Source organism: Mesorhizobium sp. Pch-S (genome assembly GCF_004136315.1).
In the GTDB taxonomy this organism is placed as follows: domain Bacteria; phylum Pseudomonadota; class Alphaproteobacteria; order Rhizobiales; family Rhizobiaceae; genus Mesorhizobium.
This window is the reverse complement of sequence record NZ_CP029562.1, coordinates 4976648-4993691: the sequence shown is the minus strand read 5'-3', so window position 1 is coordinate 4993691 and position 17044 is coordinate 4976648. Positions and strand designations below refer to the sequence as shown.

Here is a 17044-nt window from a genome sequence, read left to right as displayed (position 1 = left end):
CACTCCCCGGCCGGTGTTGTGAGCCTCGATCGGAGACAACTCAAGACATCCAAAACTGGAATGTTGTCAAACCAACACGACTGATGTGTAATGTTGTCAAACTGACATACCCGGAGACTAATGTTGGAAAAGTAACATTTTAGCTAGAGGGGACCGTTCATGCGTAGCAACATAGGTGCAGGCAACAGAAGCGCGATGTCACGCCTCGGCCTTACGGCCAGCGTCGTCACCTTGGCCACCGCGGCAGCGTGGTCTCCGGCGCTGGCTCAGGCCAACAACCATTCCGTCAAGTTCATGGCATTCAACATCTGGAATGTCGGGCAGGATTCCAAGATGTGGGACCCGATCCAGAAAGCGGCAGGCAAGTTCGTCTTCGCCGATGCCATGAAGGAGCTGATCCGCAACGCCGCCCCCGACGTGTTCGTCCTTCCCGAATTGAACAACAACAACAAGGTCGCCAACGGCCTGAACCTTGTCGATGCCTTCTCGCAGAACACGATCGACGCGATGAACCTCGTGCCGCGCAAGCAGCCCGGTTTCCTCCCCGCTCAAAAGAATCCCGACGAAGGTGGCAAAGGCAACGGCAGCATCTTCTCCACGGTTCCCTTCACCAATCTGCCCGGCGACGTCGTGCGCATCAGCCCGGGCAACGGCTTTCCCGATACCGTCGTCAACAGCGTCCACATGAACTACTATGACGAGCCGACCAACCGTCTGAAGCAGGCCAAGGATCTCAACGCCGCCGCTGCCGGCACCTCGATCCCGACCGTGATCCTCGGCGATTTCAACGCCGGCGATGTCTCCGAGCGCGGTCTGCACCGTGCCGAACAGCAAGCAACGCTGTTTGCGCGCACCATCGTCGACACCGGAGCCAGTACGCTTTGGAAAACCCTTGCCCAGCAATATGTGCCGCAGGGCCAGGAGACGGCCTTCACCAACTATTTCAATGACATGCGAATGGTCGAGGGTAACGGCCAGGCAAAGTACCGCAACGTCATCACCAGCTACTTCAACAGCCACCGGTCGGAGTTTCCCGGCATCACCAGCATCTCGCAGATGACCTGGCGGCAGTGGGAAGAAATCGTCGCAAAGGACATGGCGTCGAAAGGGCTGAACTTCGCCGACGAAACCTATCCGGTTACCGCCAACCTGCCGGTGACGATGAATGTGCTGAAGAAACAATATCAGCTCTTCCAGCTGGAGCGGAACCGCGAGCTGTTCCAGCCGAGCCGGGTCGGAGACGAGCGCGCGACCTGGACAAGCGACGGCGAGGACAAGACCAACACCTGGGTGAGCTGGGATCGCGTCACCATCGACCACGTGATGATGTCGCGTCCCTTCGCCAAATGGACCGAGATCGCCGACACCGGCGCATATTCGGGCAATCTGGCCAAGAAAGCGCAACTGCCGAACGGCAATTCGTTTTCCGACCATGAGCCGGTCGCACAGGAACTGCGCTGGGTGGGGCCGCAACTGCAGAGCTACGACGATGGCGGCACAACCAGGACCCGGCTTGTCTGGGGCTCGGAGGCCTACAATTTCGAGGGCCGCAATAAGGAATTCTACCTGACGCGCAATAACAACCGCAACGACATCTATCTCGGCCAGATCGCCGATGCCGACGGCAATCCGATCCTTACCGGCCTGACGCTCGCCGAGAAGAAGACGCTGCTGGATTGCAGCAGCAAGGATGCCCGCTTCGGCCAGGCGATCAAGGAATACTGCATCGACGACCATTCCTTCATCGGCGAAACGCTGGTGACCGATGGCGGAACCGTCATTGTCGATGAGGATGCCGCCCTCGGCGGCCCGGCGGCCAGGCTTCGGCTGGCCAATGGCGGCCTGCGGATCGCCGGCCAGGCGATGAACGAGCTCAATCGTTCCCTCGTACTCGAACAGAATGGCTGGATCGATATTGCCGATGCCGGCAATGCCCTCACCATCGACCAGGCAATATCGGGGCAAGGCAGCCTGACCAAGCGAGGCGCCGGAACGCTCGTGCTCGCCAGCACCAACAGCTACACAGGCGGGACCGTTGTCGAAGGTGGCGTCCTCAAGGCGGGAACCGCCGGTGCCTTTGTCAGCGGCACCGTCTACGCAGTCAATGCGGGCAGGCTGGATCTCAACGACTTCGATCTGTCGATGTCTTCCCTGTCCGGCCGCGGCGGTATCCTGGACCTCGGCAAGGCCTCGCTCAGCGTCGATCAGGCCAACAACAGCTCTTTCGCCGGGGTCATCGAAGGTACCGGTGGCCTCGTCAAGACGGGTAAGGGCATCCTGGTCCTGAACGGCCAGAACACCTATGCCGGCCTGACGCAGGTCAATGGCGGCGGCATGGTCATCGGCGACGACGGCCACGCAGACGCGCGGCTGGCGGGAAGTGTTTCCGTCACCGCCGGCTCCACGCTCGCCGGCAGGGGCAGCATCGGTGGTCTCGTGGTGGCCAACGGGGCTTCGGTGGCACCGGGCAACTCGATCGGCACGCTTTCCGTGACCGGCAATCTCACCCTCGCCGCCGGCTCGGTCTACGAACTGGAGATCGATCCCTCTGGTGCCTCTGATCGGTTGGTCGCGAGCGGTACCGCCACCATCGCGGGCGCGGCGGTCAACCTGACCAAGGCGTCCGGCAACTATGAACCCGGCCGCCGCTACACCATCCTGACCGCGGATGGCGGTGTCACCGGTTCGTTCGCCGCGCTGACCCAGGACATGCCCTTCATCGACCTCGGTCTCGCCTATGATCCGAAGAATGTCTACCTGGACATTGCCCGCAATGCCGTGGCGTTTCCGACCGTCGGCACGACGGCCAACCAGCAGGCTGCGGCCGCCGCCACCCAGGCACTCGGAGGCGGTAACCCGGTCTATGATGCGGTCGTCTGGCAGACCAGCGCGCAGGAGGCACGTGCGGCCTTCGAGCAGCTGTCTGGCGAGGTGCATGCATCGGGTGCGACCGCGCTGATCAACTCCTCGCAATATGTGCGCAATGCAGCCAATGACCGCGTCCGTGCCGCCTTCGGCGATGTCGCCGCAGCCTCGCTGCCGGTCATGGCCTATGGTCCCGACGGCAAGGACATCGAAGCTGCGACCACCGCCAAGACCGCGGCCTGGGGCCAGGTCTTCGGTGCCTGGAGCAGCATCGACGGCGACGGCAATGCGTCCCGCATGAAGCAGTCGACCGGCGGCTTCATCACCGGCATCGACACCGAGCTTGCAGAAGCCTGGCGCGTCGGTGTGCTCGCCGGCTACAGCCGCACCTCCTTCGATGCCAAGGACCGCTCGTCGTCCGGCGACAGCGACAACTATCACCTTGGCCTCTATGGCGGCACGCGCTGGGGTGCGCTGGCCCTGCGCACCGGGCTGTCCTACACCTGGAGCAACATCGAGACCGGTCGCACCGTCTCCTTCCGCGGCTTCAACGACGGGCTGTCGGCCGACTATGATGCCGGTGCCTTCCAGGCCTTCGGTGAACTGGGCTATCGCCTCGATGCGGCCGGTGCTGCCTTCGAGCCGTTCGTCAACCTCGCCCATGTCAGCCTGCACACCGACGGCTTCACCGAAAAGGGTGGTGCGGCGGCCCTCAGCGCCGAGGCGCAGACCACCAACACCACCTTCTCCACGCTCGGCCTGCGTGCCTCGACCGACTTCATGCTCGGCTCGGTCGCGGCATCGGCTAACGGCACGGTCGGCTGGAAGCATGCCTTCGGTGATACCACGCCGTTCTCGAAGGTCGGCTTTGCCGGTTCCAGCCTGTTCACGGTGACCGGTGTGCCGATCGCCAGGAACACCTTCGTGCTGCAGACCGGCCTCGACATGAAGGTGACCGACAACGCCACCATCGGCATCTCCTACAATGGCGAGTTCGGCTCCGGGTCGTCGACCAATGGCGTCGACGCAAGGCTCAGCGTGAAGTTCTGAACCAGGAAGGCTCAGGGCCGGCCCATCCGGTTCTGAGCCAACCTGCCTGCGGCATTCAGGACGCCTGCTTTCAGGAGCCAACGATCGCTGCGACGAGCCTGTCGTCGTCAGCCTGCTCGATTTCGGTGACCCGCGGCGGATCGGCATGATCCATCGCCCCGAGCAGACAAACGGCGCGTTTGCCATCGCCGCGGGTCGACAATGTCTCCCAGCGGTTCATCAGCATCCCATAGGTGAGGACGCTGTGAAAACCGGCGCGGGCGCGACGGTCGAGTGCCGTGAAAGCTGACCGCATCGCGGCTTCGTCACCGGGGTTCTCCAGTACGAGGTAGCCGATATCATCGAGGATGCATGGACGGCCGACCGCCGCCGCAATGCCAAGGCAAGCCCAGGCCGTGTCCGTTGCCAGCATATGGCTTGCCAGCGAGACCGGATCGACGCGCAGATAGGTCAAGGCCGAGAGCAGGATTTCTGCTGTCCAGACATCGTGCAGCCGCGTGTTGTTCACGTCATCCGGCCACTGTCGTCCCAGCGGCGCCGGATCACCTGTCGCGAACCAGTTCAGCGCCGCCCGCGTGAAGACATCGCGCAGGGCGTCCTGTTCGGCCTGCGGCCAGGACAGCAGGCCGAGCCTGGCGATCTGGCCGGGCAGCATCGGGTCGGGTCGCGTGTCGAACGCCGCGCATTCGAGCGCCCGCGGCAGCCAGTGCCGGAACGTCGCAATGCCGCCCGAGCAGTTGGGATGCTCGAAATAGATCGGTGAAAAACGGGCATAGTCCGCGGTGCGCACGGCGCGCGAGCCGCAGATCTGTTCCTCCTGTTCAGGCGTGAAGCACTGCCGGCAGAAACCGCGTGGCGCCCGATAAGAGGCAAACGCCGCATAGACCTGATCAAGGCAGGCCCCGGCCTCCGGGACGGAGTCGTCGAATGGGAAGAACAGCTGCATGATTTCGATCTTCAGCGGCGTTTATCGACCGCTGAATATCAGGCGCGACCAGCGAGTGGCCAGTTTTATGCAGTGCGGTGCCGACAAAAAGGTGGCAATGCAATGTCCGGCTGTAGTTTGCGCCCGAAGCATTCGTGCAGCCGACCGGCGCACTCAATCGACTGCCGGTGGCAGACCGCCAGGCGGCTTGACCCTATCCTCGGGCAATCTGTGAGGCCTCCGCCCCGCGCTTCAGGACAGGCACGCAAACCTGCTGCTCGATCCCGGCAAGGCGCGCCACAGCGACATCCACCCCGTAGAGGCTGCTGAGCGCCATGGGCGTCAGAACCGCATCCGGCGTTCCGGAGGCGACAATCGTTCCGGCACTCATTAGGGCGACGGTGCCCGCACAGGCGAAGGCGTGGCCGGGCTCGTGCGTCGAGAGCACGACGGCGATGCCCTCGCCCGCAAGGGCCAGAATCTGGTTCAGGATGCGCGCCTGGTTGCCGAAATCGAGGCTGGCCGTCGGCTCGTCCATGACGATCATGGCGGGGCGCTGCGCCAGCGCCCGCGCGACCAGCGTCATCTGGCGCTCACCGCCACTGATCGCGGTATAGGGATGGTCGCTCAGATGCGCGATGCCGAGCTGGGAGAGCGTCTCGTGCACGATCGCCCTGTCGCCGGCCGACGGCCGGTCGAAAGTGCCGATCCTGCTGGCGCGCCCCATCAAGGCAACGTCGAAGACGGTGAAGGGGAAATGGGCAGCCGTGGCTTGTGGCACATAGGCGACACGCTGCGCGAAGTGGCCGCGCGACAAGCTGGAAACAGCGATGCCGTCCAGCTCCAGCCGTCCGCCGAGTGCCGGCAGCAGACCAAGCAAGGTCTTGAAGAGGGTTGTCTTGCCGCAGCCATTCGGCCCGAGCAGGCAGAACACTTCGCCGGCCGAAACCGAAAAGGTGGCGCCGTTGCCGACACGTTTTCCCGGATAGCCGAAGGCGAGATCGACGGCGCTCAGCATCAGGCCCAGCCCCTTGCCGACTTCACCAGCAGCCACAGGAAGAACGGTGCGCCGACGGCCGCGGTCAGGATACCAAGTGGGATTTCGATGCTGGCCGCATTGCGGGCCAGCGTGTCCATGAGCACCAGGTAACCTGCCCCCAGCAGCAGGCTGGCCGGCAGCAGCCGTGTGAAATCGGGACCGACAAGGGCACGTGCCAGATGCGGCACCAGCAATCCGATCCAGCCGACGATGCCGGAGACGGAGACGGCAGCCGACGTCATCAGCGTGGCGGCCACGATCAGGACCAGCCGGATCCTTCCCGTTTCGACGCCGAGCGCCCGCGCCTCTTCATCGTCGAGCGTCATCAGGTTCATGCGCCAGCGCAGCAGCACCATCGGGATGAGGCCGATCACCATCACCGGCAGGATCGAGATGAGGTCGCCGCGGGTGACGCTGGCGAGACTGCCGAGCAGCCAGAAGGTGATGGCGGGCAACTGGTTGTAAGGATCGGCCAGCACCTTGAGCAGCGAGATGCAGGCACCCATCAGGGCCCCGATCGCAATGCCGGCCAGCACCAGCATCAGCATCGGGTCGCGCCCGCGTGCCGCGCTGCCGATGCCATAGACAAGCCCTACCGCGGCCAGCCCGCCGGCGAACGACAGGCCCTGCACGGCAAGCACCGGCAGCGAAAAGAAGATGCCGCAGATGGCGCCGAGGCTGGAGCCAGCAGAGACGCCCAGAATGTCGGGGGAGACCAGCGGATTGCGGAACAGCCCCTGATACACCGCCCCGCTGACGGCGAGCGCGGCCCCGACCAGAAGTCCGCACAGGACACGCGGCAGACGCACGTTCCACACCACCGTATCGACGATCGTCGGCAGGCCGCTTTCTGTACCTGCCAGCCTTGCCGCGACGACCCGGAAAGCCTCAGGCAGGCTGACGCCGTATTGGCCGAAGGAAAGCGCTGCCACCACCACCAGGAACAGCGCCAGACATGCGGCGATCCAGCCGGCCGTACCCTTGCCGGCCGCCCTGACGGCGGCTGCTGGAGACTGCGTCATCTTATGGTTTTGGTCGGGCATCCGCGAGCAAGGCATCCAGCTGCTGGTCGGTCAGCTCGACATGGTAGAACGATTTGTAGAAGGAACGCACGGTTGCCGCCATATCGCCCGACGATTTGCCGGGATAAAGAACCGAGACCAGCCACGGCACGCCGACAAGCCGGTTGATGCCGGGCGGTGAATCGAACCAGCCGAACGGAACCGTCGGCGTGTGGTAGACACGCCCCTTCTGGACCGCTCCTATGCCTGCCCAGGACGGATCCTTCACAACGGCCGCCCGGGCGTTCGCGTCGAGTGTCAGGATCACATCGGGGTTCCAGGCAAGGACCTGTTCCAGGGATACATTGGCCAGGCTGCCCTTGCCGGCCGCGTCGGCGACATTCCGGGCGCCGACCGCGCCGAGGATCTCGGTGGTGATCGACCCGGCCAGTCCGGTCTCCAGGCCTTTCGGGCCGCGCCCGTAATAGACTTTCGGACGCTCGTTCGCCGGGATGGTCGCCAGCAGCGCATCGAGGTCCTTCAGCGTGGTTTCGGCGTAGGCAGCGAGTTCCTCACCGCGCTGCGATACGCCCAGCAGCTCGGCTGTCTTGCGCAGCGTTTCCGGCGACTTGGCGAACGAGCCGTCGATCAGGACGTAGGGAATCCCGGTCTGCTCCTGCACCCGGTCAGCCAGCGACGCGTATGTCGCGTCGACCGTGCCCACATCGATGATGATGTCCGGTTTCAGCGACAGCACAAGTTCCAGATTGGCCGTATTGCCCTTGCCGGTCAGCCGGCCATGGGCGGGCAGATCCCTGTAGGGCGACGCCAGGAATTCCTTTTCCACCGCGCTCGGCTCGCGCACCCAGCCGACCATCTTGTCGGGAGCCAGCACATACAACAACACGGAGGCCGGCGGGCCTGCCGCCAGCACGCGCTCGACATGGTCAGGCAATGTGACGGAACGCCCCGCGGAATCGACGATCGTGCGGCCCGCGGCCTGGGCGGAAGCGGCCATGCCGAAGCATAGCAGCAGTAGCACCTGCGAGAGCCGCGCCAGAAATCCCCGTCGATCCATTCGTGTTCCCTCGCACGCTTCGAAATCAGCACGATAGTTATTTCTGTTCTGACATATCGGTCAAGGAAGAGGATTGCTGGCCTATCGCAATAAACTCTTTAACGCAGAGCGTTGCCTTGACGGGATGCGCGTTCTTTGTATTTGTCCGTATATTACGCCTACAAATTGAGAGGACGACCTGTCGTCACGTTGGCGGCAGGCCCGTCCGGTCGGGGCCTTGAGGGGGATTTTCATGAAGCGACTTTCGTCGACGACTTTGCTCGTCCTTTTGACAACCACTGCCGCACTGCCTGTTGCCTATGCGCAGCAACAAGGCGGAGCCGTCGAACAGAAAAAAGACGATGCACCGGCTCCCCCTGCCCGCATGGCAACATCGCCGGTCTTCGAGCTGGGCGAGATCGTCGTCTATGGCGCCGCCGCCGGCGCCTCCTCCGACATCGGCGGCCAGTCGGTGTCGCGCAGCGTCGTGACGGCAACGGACATCCACAAGAGCAACCGCAACACGCTGGACGATGCGCTGGCAGCCACACCAGGTGTCGAGGTCTCCAACACGGGCGGCAGCCGCAATGAAAGGCTGATCTACGTCCGGGGCTTCGACCGTTTCCAGGTACCGCTTTATATCGACGGCATCCGTGTCTACCTGCCGGCCGACAACCGTCTCGACTACGGACGCTTCTTGACGCCGGACCTGTCCGAGATCCAGGTGCAGAAGGGCTATGTCTCGGTGCTGAGCGGGCCCGGCGGCATGGGCGGCGCCATCAACCTCGTCACCAGGAAGCCGACCAAGGAATTCGAAGGCGAACTGCGCACCGGCATCGACATCAGCAACATCGGCGACCTTGCCGCGTTCACGACGTCCGGCTGGGTCGGAACCAAGCAGGAGAAATTCTACCTGCAGGCCAGCGGTTCATTCCGCAACAGCGACGGCTGGTTCCTGCCGCAGGGCTTCAATCCGGTTCCGGTCGGCATTGGTGGGCCGGTCGAGGATGGCGGTCGCCGGAACTTCTCCAAAGTTCGTGACTGGCGCGCCAACTTCAAGCTCGGCTACACGCCGAACGAGACCGACGAATACGTCATCAGCTACACCAAGCAGCAGGGTGAGAAGGCAGCCCCCTACAGCATCTACGAACCGGTGCGTGGCATCACGCGCACGCCACTGCCGGCGGGCGCCGCCTACCAGCGCGACTGGGAATGGCCGCGCTGGGACATCGACTCGCTGGCCTTCTATTCGCACACGCAACTCGGTGATGAGTCCTATGTGAAGACCAAGGCCTACTACAACACCTTCTACAACCTGCTTTCGGCCTATGACGACTCGACCTTCACCAGCCAGAAGCAGGCGCGCGCCTTCAACAGCTACTATGACGACAGCGCCTATGGCGTCAGCGTCGAGGCCGGAACCGAACTCATCCCGATGAACACGCTGAAAGGCGCAGTTCACTACCGCCGAGACGACCATACCAACTGGGATCACAACCAACCGGGCGCTTCCGCTTTCGTCGACCCGAAGCAGACGAAGCTGGAGGACACCTGGTCGGTGGCGGTCGAAGATACCTTCCACGCAACCGAGAGCTTGGATTTCGTCGGCGGCATCAGCTACGACAGGAACAAGCTGGTCAAGGCCCAGAAATACGACTCGGCCAGCAAGAAGATGTCCGAATACCCGCATGGCGGCAGCTCGGCGTTCAACTGGCAGGGAGCGGCGATCTATCGCTACAGCGACGCGTCGGAATTCCACGCCAGCATTTCCTCGCGCACACGTTTCCCGACGCTGTTCGACCGGTTCAGCACCCGCTTCGGCGACGCGCTGCCGAACCCGGATCTCAGCCCCGAGCGCGCCGTGAACTACGAGCTCGGCTGGGCCGGCAAACCGACCGAAATGCTGAAGATCGGTGGCTCGGTGTTCTACAGCGACGTCTCCGACGTGATCCAGTCGGTGAGCGTTGGTGGCGGAAAGGTCCAGAGCCAGAACATCGGCGACGGCCGTTACTACGGCGCCGAAGTCTACGGCGAATGGGATGTGCTTTCCAACCTGACCGTGGGCGCGAGCTACACCTACCTCAAGCGCAACATCTCCGACCCGATCAGGCCGGGCCTAAAGCCCATCGGCACGCCGGAGCACAGCGCCTATCTCTATGCCGACTGGGTACCGTACGAGAATTTCACCGTCTCGCCCAACGTCGCCATCTACAGCGCGCGCTGGTCGACGGACCGGCTGGAGACCACGTTCTTTGAAACCAAGGGCTTTGCGCTGGTCAATCTCAACATGAACTACAAGTTGAACGACAATTTCGAGTTCGACTTCGGCGTCAGGAACATCTTCGACAAGAACTACCAGCTCGCCTACGGCTTCCCGGAACAGGGTCGCACCTTCTACCTGAACTCGGCCATGCGGTTCTAGGCATGGCCAGGCCGGCGAGATCGCGCGCGCGGAAGTCCGCGCGCAGCGCCGGCCCTGCTTCGCCCGTCCCTGCGACCGACGACAGGACGGTGCCGGAAATTCCGGCGCCGCGGCCCGATGCCGACGACGCCCTCCCGACCACTGCAGCGCCGAAACCAGAGCCTGGCGAGGACCCGGCAAGCAACCGCAGCGCTGCGCAACGCTGGCTGCTGGGTGGCGTGGTCTCCATCGTGGCTCATATCGGCGCCGGGCTCTATCTCGCCGCGATAACCCTGCCTCCCGCCGCTGATCCAGGTATCGTCGACGCCATCTCCGTGGAATGGGTGCCTCCGGATGTATCCGAGGCTGCTCCCAAGACCGAGCAGCCCGCGGATGCGGCCGGCGAACCGGCAGGCTCCCTTCGTCAGCCCGATATCGAAAAAGCGCCTGAAATACCTTCGCAAGACGAACCGGCACAGGCCGATCCACTCCCCGAACAGGACGAGCCTCGGACGACCGAACCCGCGCCGCAGCCGCAACAGGAAACAGCGGAAACCAGGACCGAAGCAACTGAACCGAAGCAGGAAGTCACTCCGGGCCTGGAAGTTCTCCGCTCCGCGCAGGAAAACGCGCCAGCGGTGCCGGCCATCAAGAAGGCACCGGAAAGCAAACTCGCCCGCCCGGTCGAGAAGCCCGACGCCGCACGACAGCAAACTCGAAAGGCCGAGAATAAAAGCCGCGCTCACAAACCCGCACCAGCCGCGCCCGCCAGGCCGGTTCGCCAGCAACGCCAAAGCGCGCCGAAGAAGGCCGTGGCAACCGAGACATCCGGCCCATCTGAAAAGGCCGACCGACCGGCGGCGGCTTCGTCGCAGCAGACGGCGTTAATGGGATCCGCGAAGCCAGCCGGACGCAGCGCGGTATCACCGGCGCAATGGCAGGCCGAGGTCATCGCCCATATTCGCCGATTCAGGCAATATCCTCCAGGCGCCAGCGGCTCTGCATCGGTTCGCGTGCAGTTGCGCGTCAATGCCCAGGGCGTCGTCAGATCGGCTTCGGTCGCAGGCTCCTCCGGTAGCGCGGCCCTCGATCGCGCAGCGATCGAGACCGTAAAGCGGGCCTCTCCGGTGCCTGCTCCACCGACTGAAATAGCCCGCCCCTCGATGACGCTGGCGATCATGATCAGTTTCAAGCGGTGAGCCGCTGAAAATGCGTTGTCGGCAAATTCGCCATCACCCACACCAGTCGTTGACATCGAGTCGGCGTTCTATACTAGATATCGAAGTCGAGGTTCTCCCGAGTCGTCTGACTTGGGAGCTAAGAGGGAAGCCGGTGCAAAGCCGGTGCTGCCCCCGCAACTGTAAGCAGTGAGCCCGCGTCGAAGAATGCCACTGGTGCCGTAACGCACCGGGAAGGCCGACAAGGGCGACGACCTGCAAGCCAGGAGACCTGCCGCGACGAACGAGAACGAACCTCGGGCGGGGTGTCCCGGCGGTGCGCGTGGCCGGGCGTCGCTGCGTCCCGAATGGCCAATGCGTTCCCCCAGAATCCCCGCCCTCAACGCCACGGGGATGATATGGCAACGACTGCAGCACTCACCACGAACGGGGCTCCCAAAGCTCCCTTTATCGCCGAAAGCCACACCTCACCTCAGGCCGAGCCAAGCTATAAGGTGATACGCCGCAACGGCTCGGTGACACCGTTCGACGCAACGAAGATCGTGGTGGCGCTGACCAAGGCGTTCCTCGCCGTCGAAGGCTCGACTGCGGCAGGCTCGCGGCGTGTGCATGACGTTGTCGAGGATCTGGCCGGACAGGTGGTTACGGCGCTGACGCGCCGCTTCGAGGCCGGGCGCACCTTCCACATCGAAGAGATCCAGGATCAGGTCGAACTGGCGCTGATGCGCGGCGAACACCACAAGGTGGCGCGCGCCTATGTGCTCTACCGCGCGGAGCGGGCGCGCGAGCGCCTGGCCGACAAGGCAGATGCGGTCGTGCCGGGCGGTTCGCTCAATGTGAGGGGCGAAGACGGCACGCTCGCACCGCTTGACGAGGCCCGCTTCGCGCGCGTGGTCGAGGAGGCCTGTGCCGGGCTCGACGCGGTTTCGCCGGAAGCCATCCTCACCGAGGCACGCCGCAATCTTTATGACGGCATCACCCTGGATGAACTGTCGCTAGCGCCAATCCTGGCCGCGCGCACCCTTGTCGAGACCGAACCGAACTATGCCTTCGTTTCGGCCCGCCTGCTGCTCGACCGCCTGCGCCGCGAAGCGCTCAGCTTTGTCACCGGCCGCCCCGAACAGGCAACGCAGGCCGAGATGACGGGCCGCTATGCTTCCTATTTCCCCGAATTCATAACAACCGGCATCGAGGCCGAGCTGATCGATCCGGAACTCGGCCGCTTCGACCTCGCCCAGCTTGGCGCCGCACTGAAGCCGGAGCGCGACCTGCAGTTCCAGTATCTCGGCCTGCAGACCCTTTACGATCGCTATTTCCTGCACACCAGGGGCAAGCGTTTCGAGTTGCCACAGTCCTTCTTCATGCGTGTCGCCATGGGACTGGCGGTGCGCGAGATCGACCGCGAGGCACGGGCCGTCGAGTTCTACGACCTCCTGTCCTCCTTCGATTTCATGGCCTCGACGCCGACGCTGTTCAATTCCGGCACGCTGCGGCCGCAGCTGTCATCGTGCTTCCTGACCACCGTCGCCGACGATCTCGACGGCATCTTCAAGGCGGTCAAGGACAATGCGCTGCTCGCCAAATATTCCGGCGGCCTCGGCAATGACTGGACGCCGGTTCGCGGCCTCGGTGCTCATATCAAGGGTACCAATGGCGAGAGCCAGGGTGTGGTGCCGTTCCTGAAGGTGGCGAACGACACCGCGATCGCCGTCAATCAGGGCGGCAAGCGCAAGGGCGCCGTGTGCGCCTATCTGGAAACCTGGCATGTCGACATCGAGGAATTCCTCGACCTGCGCAAGAACACCGGCGACGACCGCCGCCGAACGCATGACATGAACACCGCCAACTGGGTGCCGGACCTGTTCATGGAACGGGTCGAGGGCAACGGTGAATGGACGCTGTTCTCTCCCGACGAGACGACGGACCTGCATGACCTTTACGGCTCCGCCTTCCGGCAAGCCTACGAGGCCTATGAAGCGAAGGCCGCCGCCGGCGGGCTCAAGGTGTTCCGCAAGGTCCGCGCCGTCGACCTCTGGCGCAAGATGCTGACCATGCTGTTTGAGACGGGACATCCCTGGATCACCTTCAAGGACCCCTGCAACATCCGCTCACCGCAAGGGCATGTCGGCGTCGTGCATTCGTCCAACCTGTGCACCGAAATCACGCTGAACACGTCGAAGGACGAGGTCGCCGTCTGCAATCTCGGCTCCATCAACCTGGTCAACCACGTTGCGGAAAAGGGGCTGGACCTCGATCACCTCGCAAGGACCGTCAGCGTCGCCATGCGCATGCTCGACAACGTCGTCGACATCAATTTCTACACCATCCCCGAGGCGCGCCGTTCCAACCTGCGCCACCGGCCGGTGGGGCTGGGGCTGATGGGTTTCCAGGATGCGCTGCAGCTTCTGCACATCCCCTATGCTTCGGATGAGGCGGTCGCTTTCGCCGACGCCAGCATGGAGGCGATTAGCTACCATGCCATCTCCGCCTCGGTCGATCTTGCCGCCGAACGCGGCCGTTATCCGAGCTACGATGGATCGCTGTGGTCGAAGGGCATCCTGCCGATCGATTCCATTGCCCTTTTGGAAAAGGCACGGCCCGGCGTTGAGATGGATGCGTCTTCGACGCTCGACTGGGACGCGCTGCGCAAGCGGGTCAGGAAATCCGGCATGCGCAACTCGAACTGCATGGCGATCGCGCCGACCGCCACCATCTCCAACATCTGCGGCGTGTCGCAGTCGATCGAACCGGGCTACCAGAACCTCTTCGTCAAATCGAACATGTCCGGCGACTTCACCGTGGTGAACCGCAGCTCGTGCATGATCTCAAGGCGCGCGGCCTGTGGGACGAAGTGATGATTTCCGACCTCAAATATTTCGACGGCTCGCTTGGCCAGATCGACCGGGTCCCGGACGACATCAAGGCGCTCTATGCGACCGCTTTCGAGATCGATTCTTCTTGGCTGATCGACGCCGCCTCCCGCCGCCAGAAATGGATCGATCAGGCGCAGTCGCTCAACCTCTACATCGCCAATCCATCGGGCAAGAAGCTCGACGAACTCTATCGCCTAGCCTGGCGCAAGGGTCTGAAGACGACCTACTACCTGCGCTCGCGCTCGGCGACGCATGTCGAGAAGTCGACGCTGAAGGGCACCGACGGCAAGCTCAATGCCGTCTCCGCGGTGGTGGCCGCGGCACCGGCCGCGCAAGCCATCGTCATCCATGCCGATGCGGCGTGGGGCAAGGCCTGTGCCATCGATGATCCCGAATGCGAAGCCTGCCAGTAAGCAGCAGAGAAAAAGAAGGAGACAACAAGATGCTCGACTGGTCAGAACCGAAAGCCCAGCCCAAAGCCATCATAGATCTCGCGGCGGATATGCCACCCGTTGCCGCCGCCACCGGCCTCGGCGAGATCGATCGCAGCGGTGCCCGAGTTTCCGTCGACGAAAAACGCATGATCAATGCGCGTGCTGACGTGAACCAGCTGCTGCCGCTGAAATACCGCTGGGCGTGGGAGAAATATCTCTCCGGCTGCAACAACCACTGGATGCCGACCGAAGTGTCGATGCAGGCCGACATCGCGCTGTGGAAGTCGAAAGACGGCCTCACCGACGATGAAAGGCGCATGATCAAGCGCAATCTCGGCTTCTTCGCCGCATCGGAATCGCTTGTCGCCAACAACATCGTGCTTGCCATCTACCGGCATCTCACCAATCCGGAATGCCGGCAGTATCTGCTGCGCCAGGCCTTCGAGGAGGCTATCCACACCCATACCTTCCAGTACATCGTCGAAAGCCTGTCGCTGGACGAAGGCGAGCTGTTCAACATGTATCGCGAGGTGCCGTCGATCACCGACAAGGCGGCGTGGGCGCTGCAGCACACGCAGCATCTCGACGATCCGGACTTCCGCACGGGCACGCTGGAAGCGGACCAGGCCTTCCTGCGCGACCTCGTCGCCTTCTATGTCATCTTTGAAGGCATGTGGTTTTACACCGGCTTCGCACAGATCCTGTCGCTCGGCCGGCGCAACAAGATGGTCGGCATTGCCGAGCAGTACCAGTACATCCTGCGCGACGAGTCCATCCATCTCAATTTCGGCATCGACGTCATCAACCAGATCAAGATCGAAAACCCGCATCTGTGGACGAAGGCATTCCAGGAAGAGGTGCGCGGCATGATCGCGGATGCCGCGGAACTGGAGGCCTCGTACGGCCGCGATACCATGCCGAGAGGATTCCTCGGGCTCAACGCGGCGCTGTGCGAGCAGTACATGCATTTCATCGCCAACCGGCGCTGCGCCCAGCTCGGTCTTCACCCCGTGTTTGCGGAAGCCGACAACCCGTTTCCATGGATGTCGGAAGCGATGGACCTGAAGAAGGAAAAGAACTTCTTCGAGACCCGCGTCATCGAGTACCAGAACGGCGGAGCGCTGGCATGGGACTGAACGTCGAGCCACGGCAAATCGCCGGACAGTCGGCAGCGCTGCAGCAGCCGGAAGACGTGTTCCTGTCGTGGCTGCTTGCGCAACCCGTCGGCGCGGACCTTGCTGCGGCGGCGAACATCGAGATCGCCAGACTGCAGCGATACCAGGGAGACCATCCCGGACCGCGCCGGCTCGTCGAGCTTTTCGAGGCCCTGCAGGGGTCGATCGCCCCAGGATCCGCGATCCGACAATGAGGCGCAAGGTCCTCATCGTCGGGATCGGTGCCGGCAATCCGGATTTCGTGACGGTGCAAGCGGTCAATGTCCGCGGCCACGTGACCCTGTTCTTCATTCCTTATCACGGGCCTGGCGAAGGCCCTGACAAGGGCGCCGGCAAGGACCTCGCCAGACGCATGAAGGACCCTGCCCGCCTTCGTGCGGAGATCATCGAACTCTATGTGCGGAACCGGCCGTTCCGCACCACTTCCTACAAGGAACCGCAGCACAGGGACGGCGGCGTGGAACCTGCTGACGACCTTCGGCATGCCGGTCTCTCCTTCGAGGAACTGGATGCTTCCGAGTGCGGGGCATTCCTGGTCAGGAGCGGGTTTTCGCTGATCGAAACGCTGGCACGTATCCTGCAGCGACTGCGATCGAGCGGAGATTTCGAGCTGGACTATGAGGTGATCCCCGGCAACAGCGGCATCCAGGTGCTGACGACGGCGCACAAGGTGGCGTTGTGCAATGTCGGCCGATCGATTCTGACGGCGACCGGGCGTTCGCTTGCTGGCGGTTTCCCAAACAACGCCGACACCATCGTGTTCATGCAGCCTGCCGCCCCGGCGGCGGACACCGTCGGCGGCCACAACGACGTGCATTGGACCCTCTATGCCGGCATGCCGGACGACATGCTCGTCTCCGGCAGGCTGCGGGAGATCGTCGGAGGGCTCGAACAGGTTCGCAACGAAGCGCTCGACGGCAAGGGCTGGATTGTCGAAGCCCTGCTCCGGAAGAAAGGCGCGCACGGCAGCTAGGAGAAGACCCGGCTTCAGCCCGCTTCCTGCAGATTCTTATTGCAAACAATTCTCATTTGCATCAAAGGTCGAA

10 protein-coding genes, 1 pseudogene and 1 riboswitch are annotated in these 17044 nt (G+C 63.3%); of the genes and pseudogenes, 7 read left to right on the top strand and 4 right to left on the bottom strand.

Features of this window, described 5'->3' with window-relative positions; genetic code table 11:
- Positions 1–159 precede the first annotated feature (159 nt).
- Positions 160–3915 (top strand): autotransporter domain-containing protein, encoded by a 3756-nt coding sequence (locus C1M53_RS23340; protein WP_129414406.1) that lies wholly within the window; start codon positions 160–162, stop codon positions 3913–3915.
- 70 nt (positions 3916–3985) lie between these two features.
- Here the strand turns inward: C1M53_RS23340 and C1M53_RS23335 are convergent, their stop codons facing one another.
- From C1M53_RS23335 to C1M53_RS23320, 4 genes are all read right to left on the bottom strand, one after another.
- Positions 3986–4861: a hypothetical protein gene (locus tag C1M53_RS23335; RefSeq protein ID WP_129414405.1), complete on the bottom strand. Its 876-nt coding sequence runs from the start codon at positions 4859–4861 to the stop codon at positions 3986–3988.
- Between the two features lie 193 nt (positions 4862–5054).
- Positions 5055–5861 (bottom strand): ABC transporter ATP-binding protein, encoded by an 807-nt coding sequence (locus C1M53_RS23330; protein ID WP_129416330.1) that lies wholly within the window; start codon positions 5859–5861, stop codon positions 5055–5057.
- On the bottom strand, positions 5858–6901 hold the full coding sequence (locus C1M53_RS23325; protein ID WP_129414404.1) for an iron ABC transporter permease: 1044 nt from the start codon (positions 6899–6901) through the stop codon (positions 5858–5860). Before C1M53_RS23325 ends, C1M53_RS23330 begins: the two co-directional genes overlap by 4 nt.
- Position 6902: 1 nt before the next feature.
- A complete protein-coding gene (locus C1M53_RS23320) occupies positions 6903–7958 on the bottom strand; it encodes an iron ABC transporter substrate-binding protein (RefSeq protein WP_129414403.1) in 1056 nt (351 codons plus the stop codon).
- 232 nt (positions 7959–8190) lie between these two features.
- Between C1M53_RS23320 and C1M53_RS23315 the strand changes: the two genes are divergently transcribed.
- The 6 genes and pseudogenes from C1M53_RS23315 to C1M53_RS23290 all read left to right on the top strand — a co-directional run bounded on the left by C1M53_RS23315 (position 8191) and on the right by C1M53_RS23290 (position 16971).
- A complete protein-coding gene (locus C1M53_RS23315; RefSeq protein ID WP_129414402.1) occupies positions 8191–10359 on the top strand; it encodes a TonB-dependent receptor in 2169 nt (722 codons plus the stop codon).
- Between the two features lie 89 nt (positions 10360–10448).
- Entirely contained in the window at positions 10449–11537 is a 1089-nt protein-coding gene (locus C1M53_RS23310) for a TonB family protein (protein ID WP_165358220.1), read from the top strand.
- A 72-nt stretch (positions 11538–11609) separates the two neighbouring features.
- Positions 11610–11810: riboswitch (cobalamin riboswitch) on the top strand.
- Between the two features lie 104 nt (positions 11811–11914).
- A pseudogene (locus C1M53_RS23305) lies at positions 11915–14802 on the top strand (ribonucleoside-diphosphate reductase subunit alpha).
- Positions 14803–14891: 89 nt separating this feature from the next.
- Positions 14892–15959: a ribonucleotide-diphosphate reductase subunit beta gene (locus C1M53_RS23300; RefSeq protein WP_245488647.1), complete on the top strand. Its 1068-nt coding sequence runs from the start codon at positions 14892–14894 to the stop codon at positions 15957–15959.
- The gene (locus C1M53_RS23295) at positions 15950–16192 is read left to right on the top strand and encodes a hypothetical protein (protein ID WP_129414399.1); all 243 of its coding nucleotides are present in this window, start codon (positions 15950–15952) and stop codon (positions 16190–16192) included. The genes C1M53_RS23300 and C1M53_RS23295 overlap by 10 nt, the downstream gene beginning before the upstream one ends.
- Positions 16189–16971: an SAM-dependent methyltransferase gene (locus C1M53_RS23290; RefSeq protein WP_129414398.1), complete on the top strand. Its 783-nt coding sequence runs from the start codon at positions 16189–16191 to the stop codon at positions 16969–16971. Before C1M53_RS23295 ends, C1M53_RS23290 begins: the two co-directional genes overlap by 4 nt.
- Positions 16972–17044: the final 73 nt, after the last annotated feature.

What these genes read in the sequence shown, in the direction of transcription:
- C1M53_RS23340 (WP_129414406.1), top strand. Translation starts at nt 160, where the DNA reads ATGCGTAGCAACATAGGTGCAGGCAACAGAAGCGCGATGTCACGCCTC.
- C1M53_RS23335 (WP_129414405.1), bottom strand. Translation starts at nt 4,861, where the DNA reads ATGCAGCTGTTCTTCCCATTCGACGACTCCGTCCCGGAGGCCGGGGCC.
- C1M53_RS23325 (WP_129414404.1), bottom strand. Translation starts at nt 6,901, where the DNA reads ATGACGCAGTCTCCAGCAGCCGCCGTCAGGGCGGCCGGCAAGGGTACG.
- C1M53_RS23320 (WP_129414403.1), bottom strand. Translation starts at nt 7,958, where the DNA reads ATGGATCGACGGGGATTTCTGGCGCGGCTCTCGCAGGTGCTACTGCTG.
- C1M53_RS23315 (WP_129414402.1), top strand. Translation starts at nt 8,191, where the DNA reads ATGAAGCGACTTTCGTCGACGACTTTGCTCGTCCTTTTGACAACCACT.
- C1M53_RS23300 (WP_245488647.1), top strand. Translation starts at nt 14,892, where the DNA reads ATGCCACCCGTTGCCGCCGCCACCGGCCTCGGCGAGATCGATCGCAGC.
- C1M53_RS23295 (WP_129414399.1), top strand. Translation starts at nt 15,950, where the DNA reads ATGGGACTGAACGTCGAGCCACGGCAAATCGCCGGACAGTCGGCAGCG.
- C1M53_RS23290 (WP_129414398.1), top strand. Translation starts at nt 16,189, where the DNA reads ATGAGGCGCAAGGTCCTCATCGTCGGGATCGGTGCCGGCAATCCGGAT.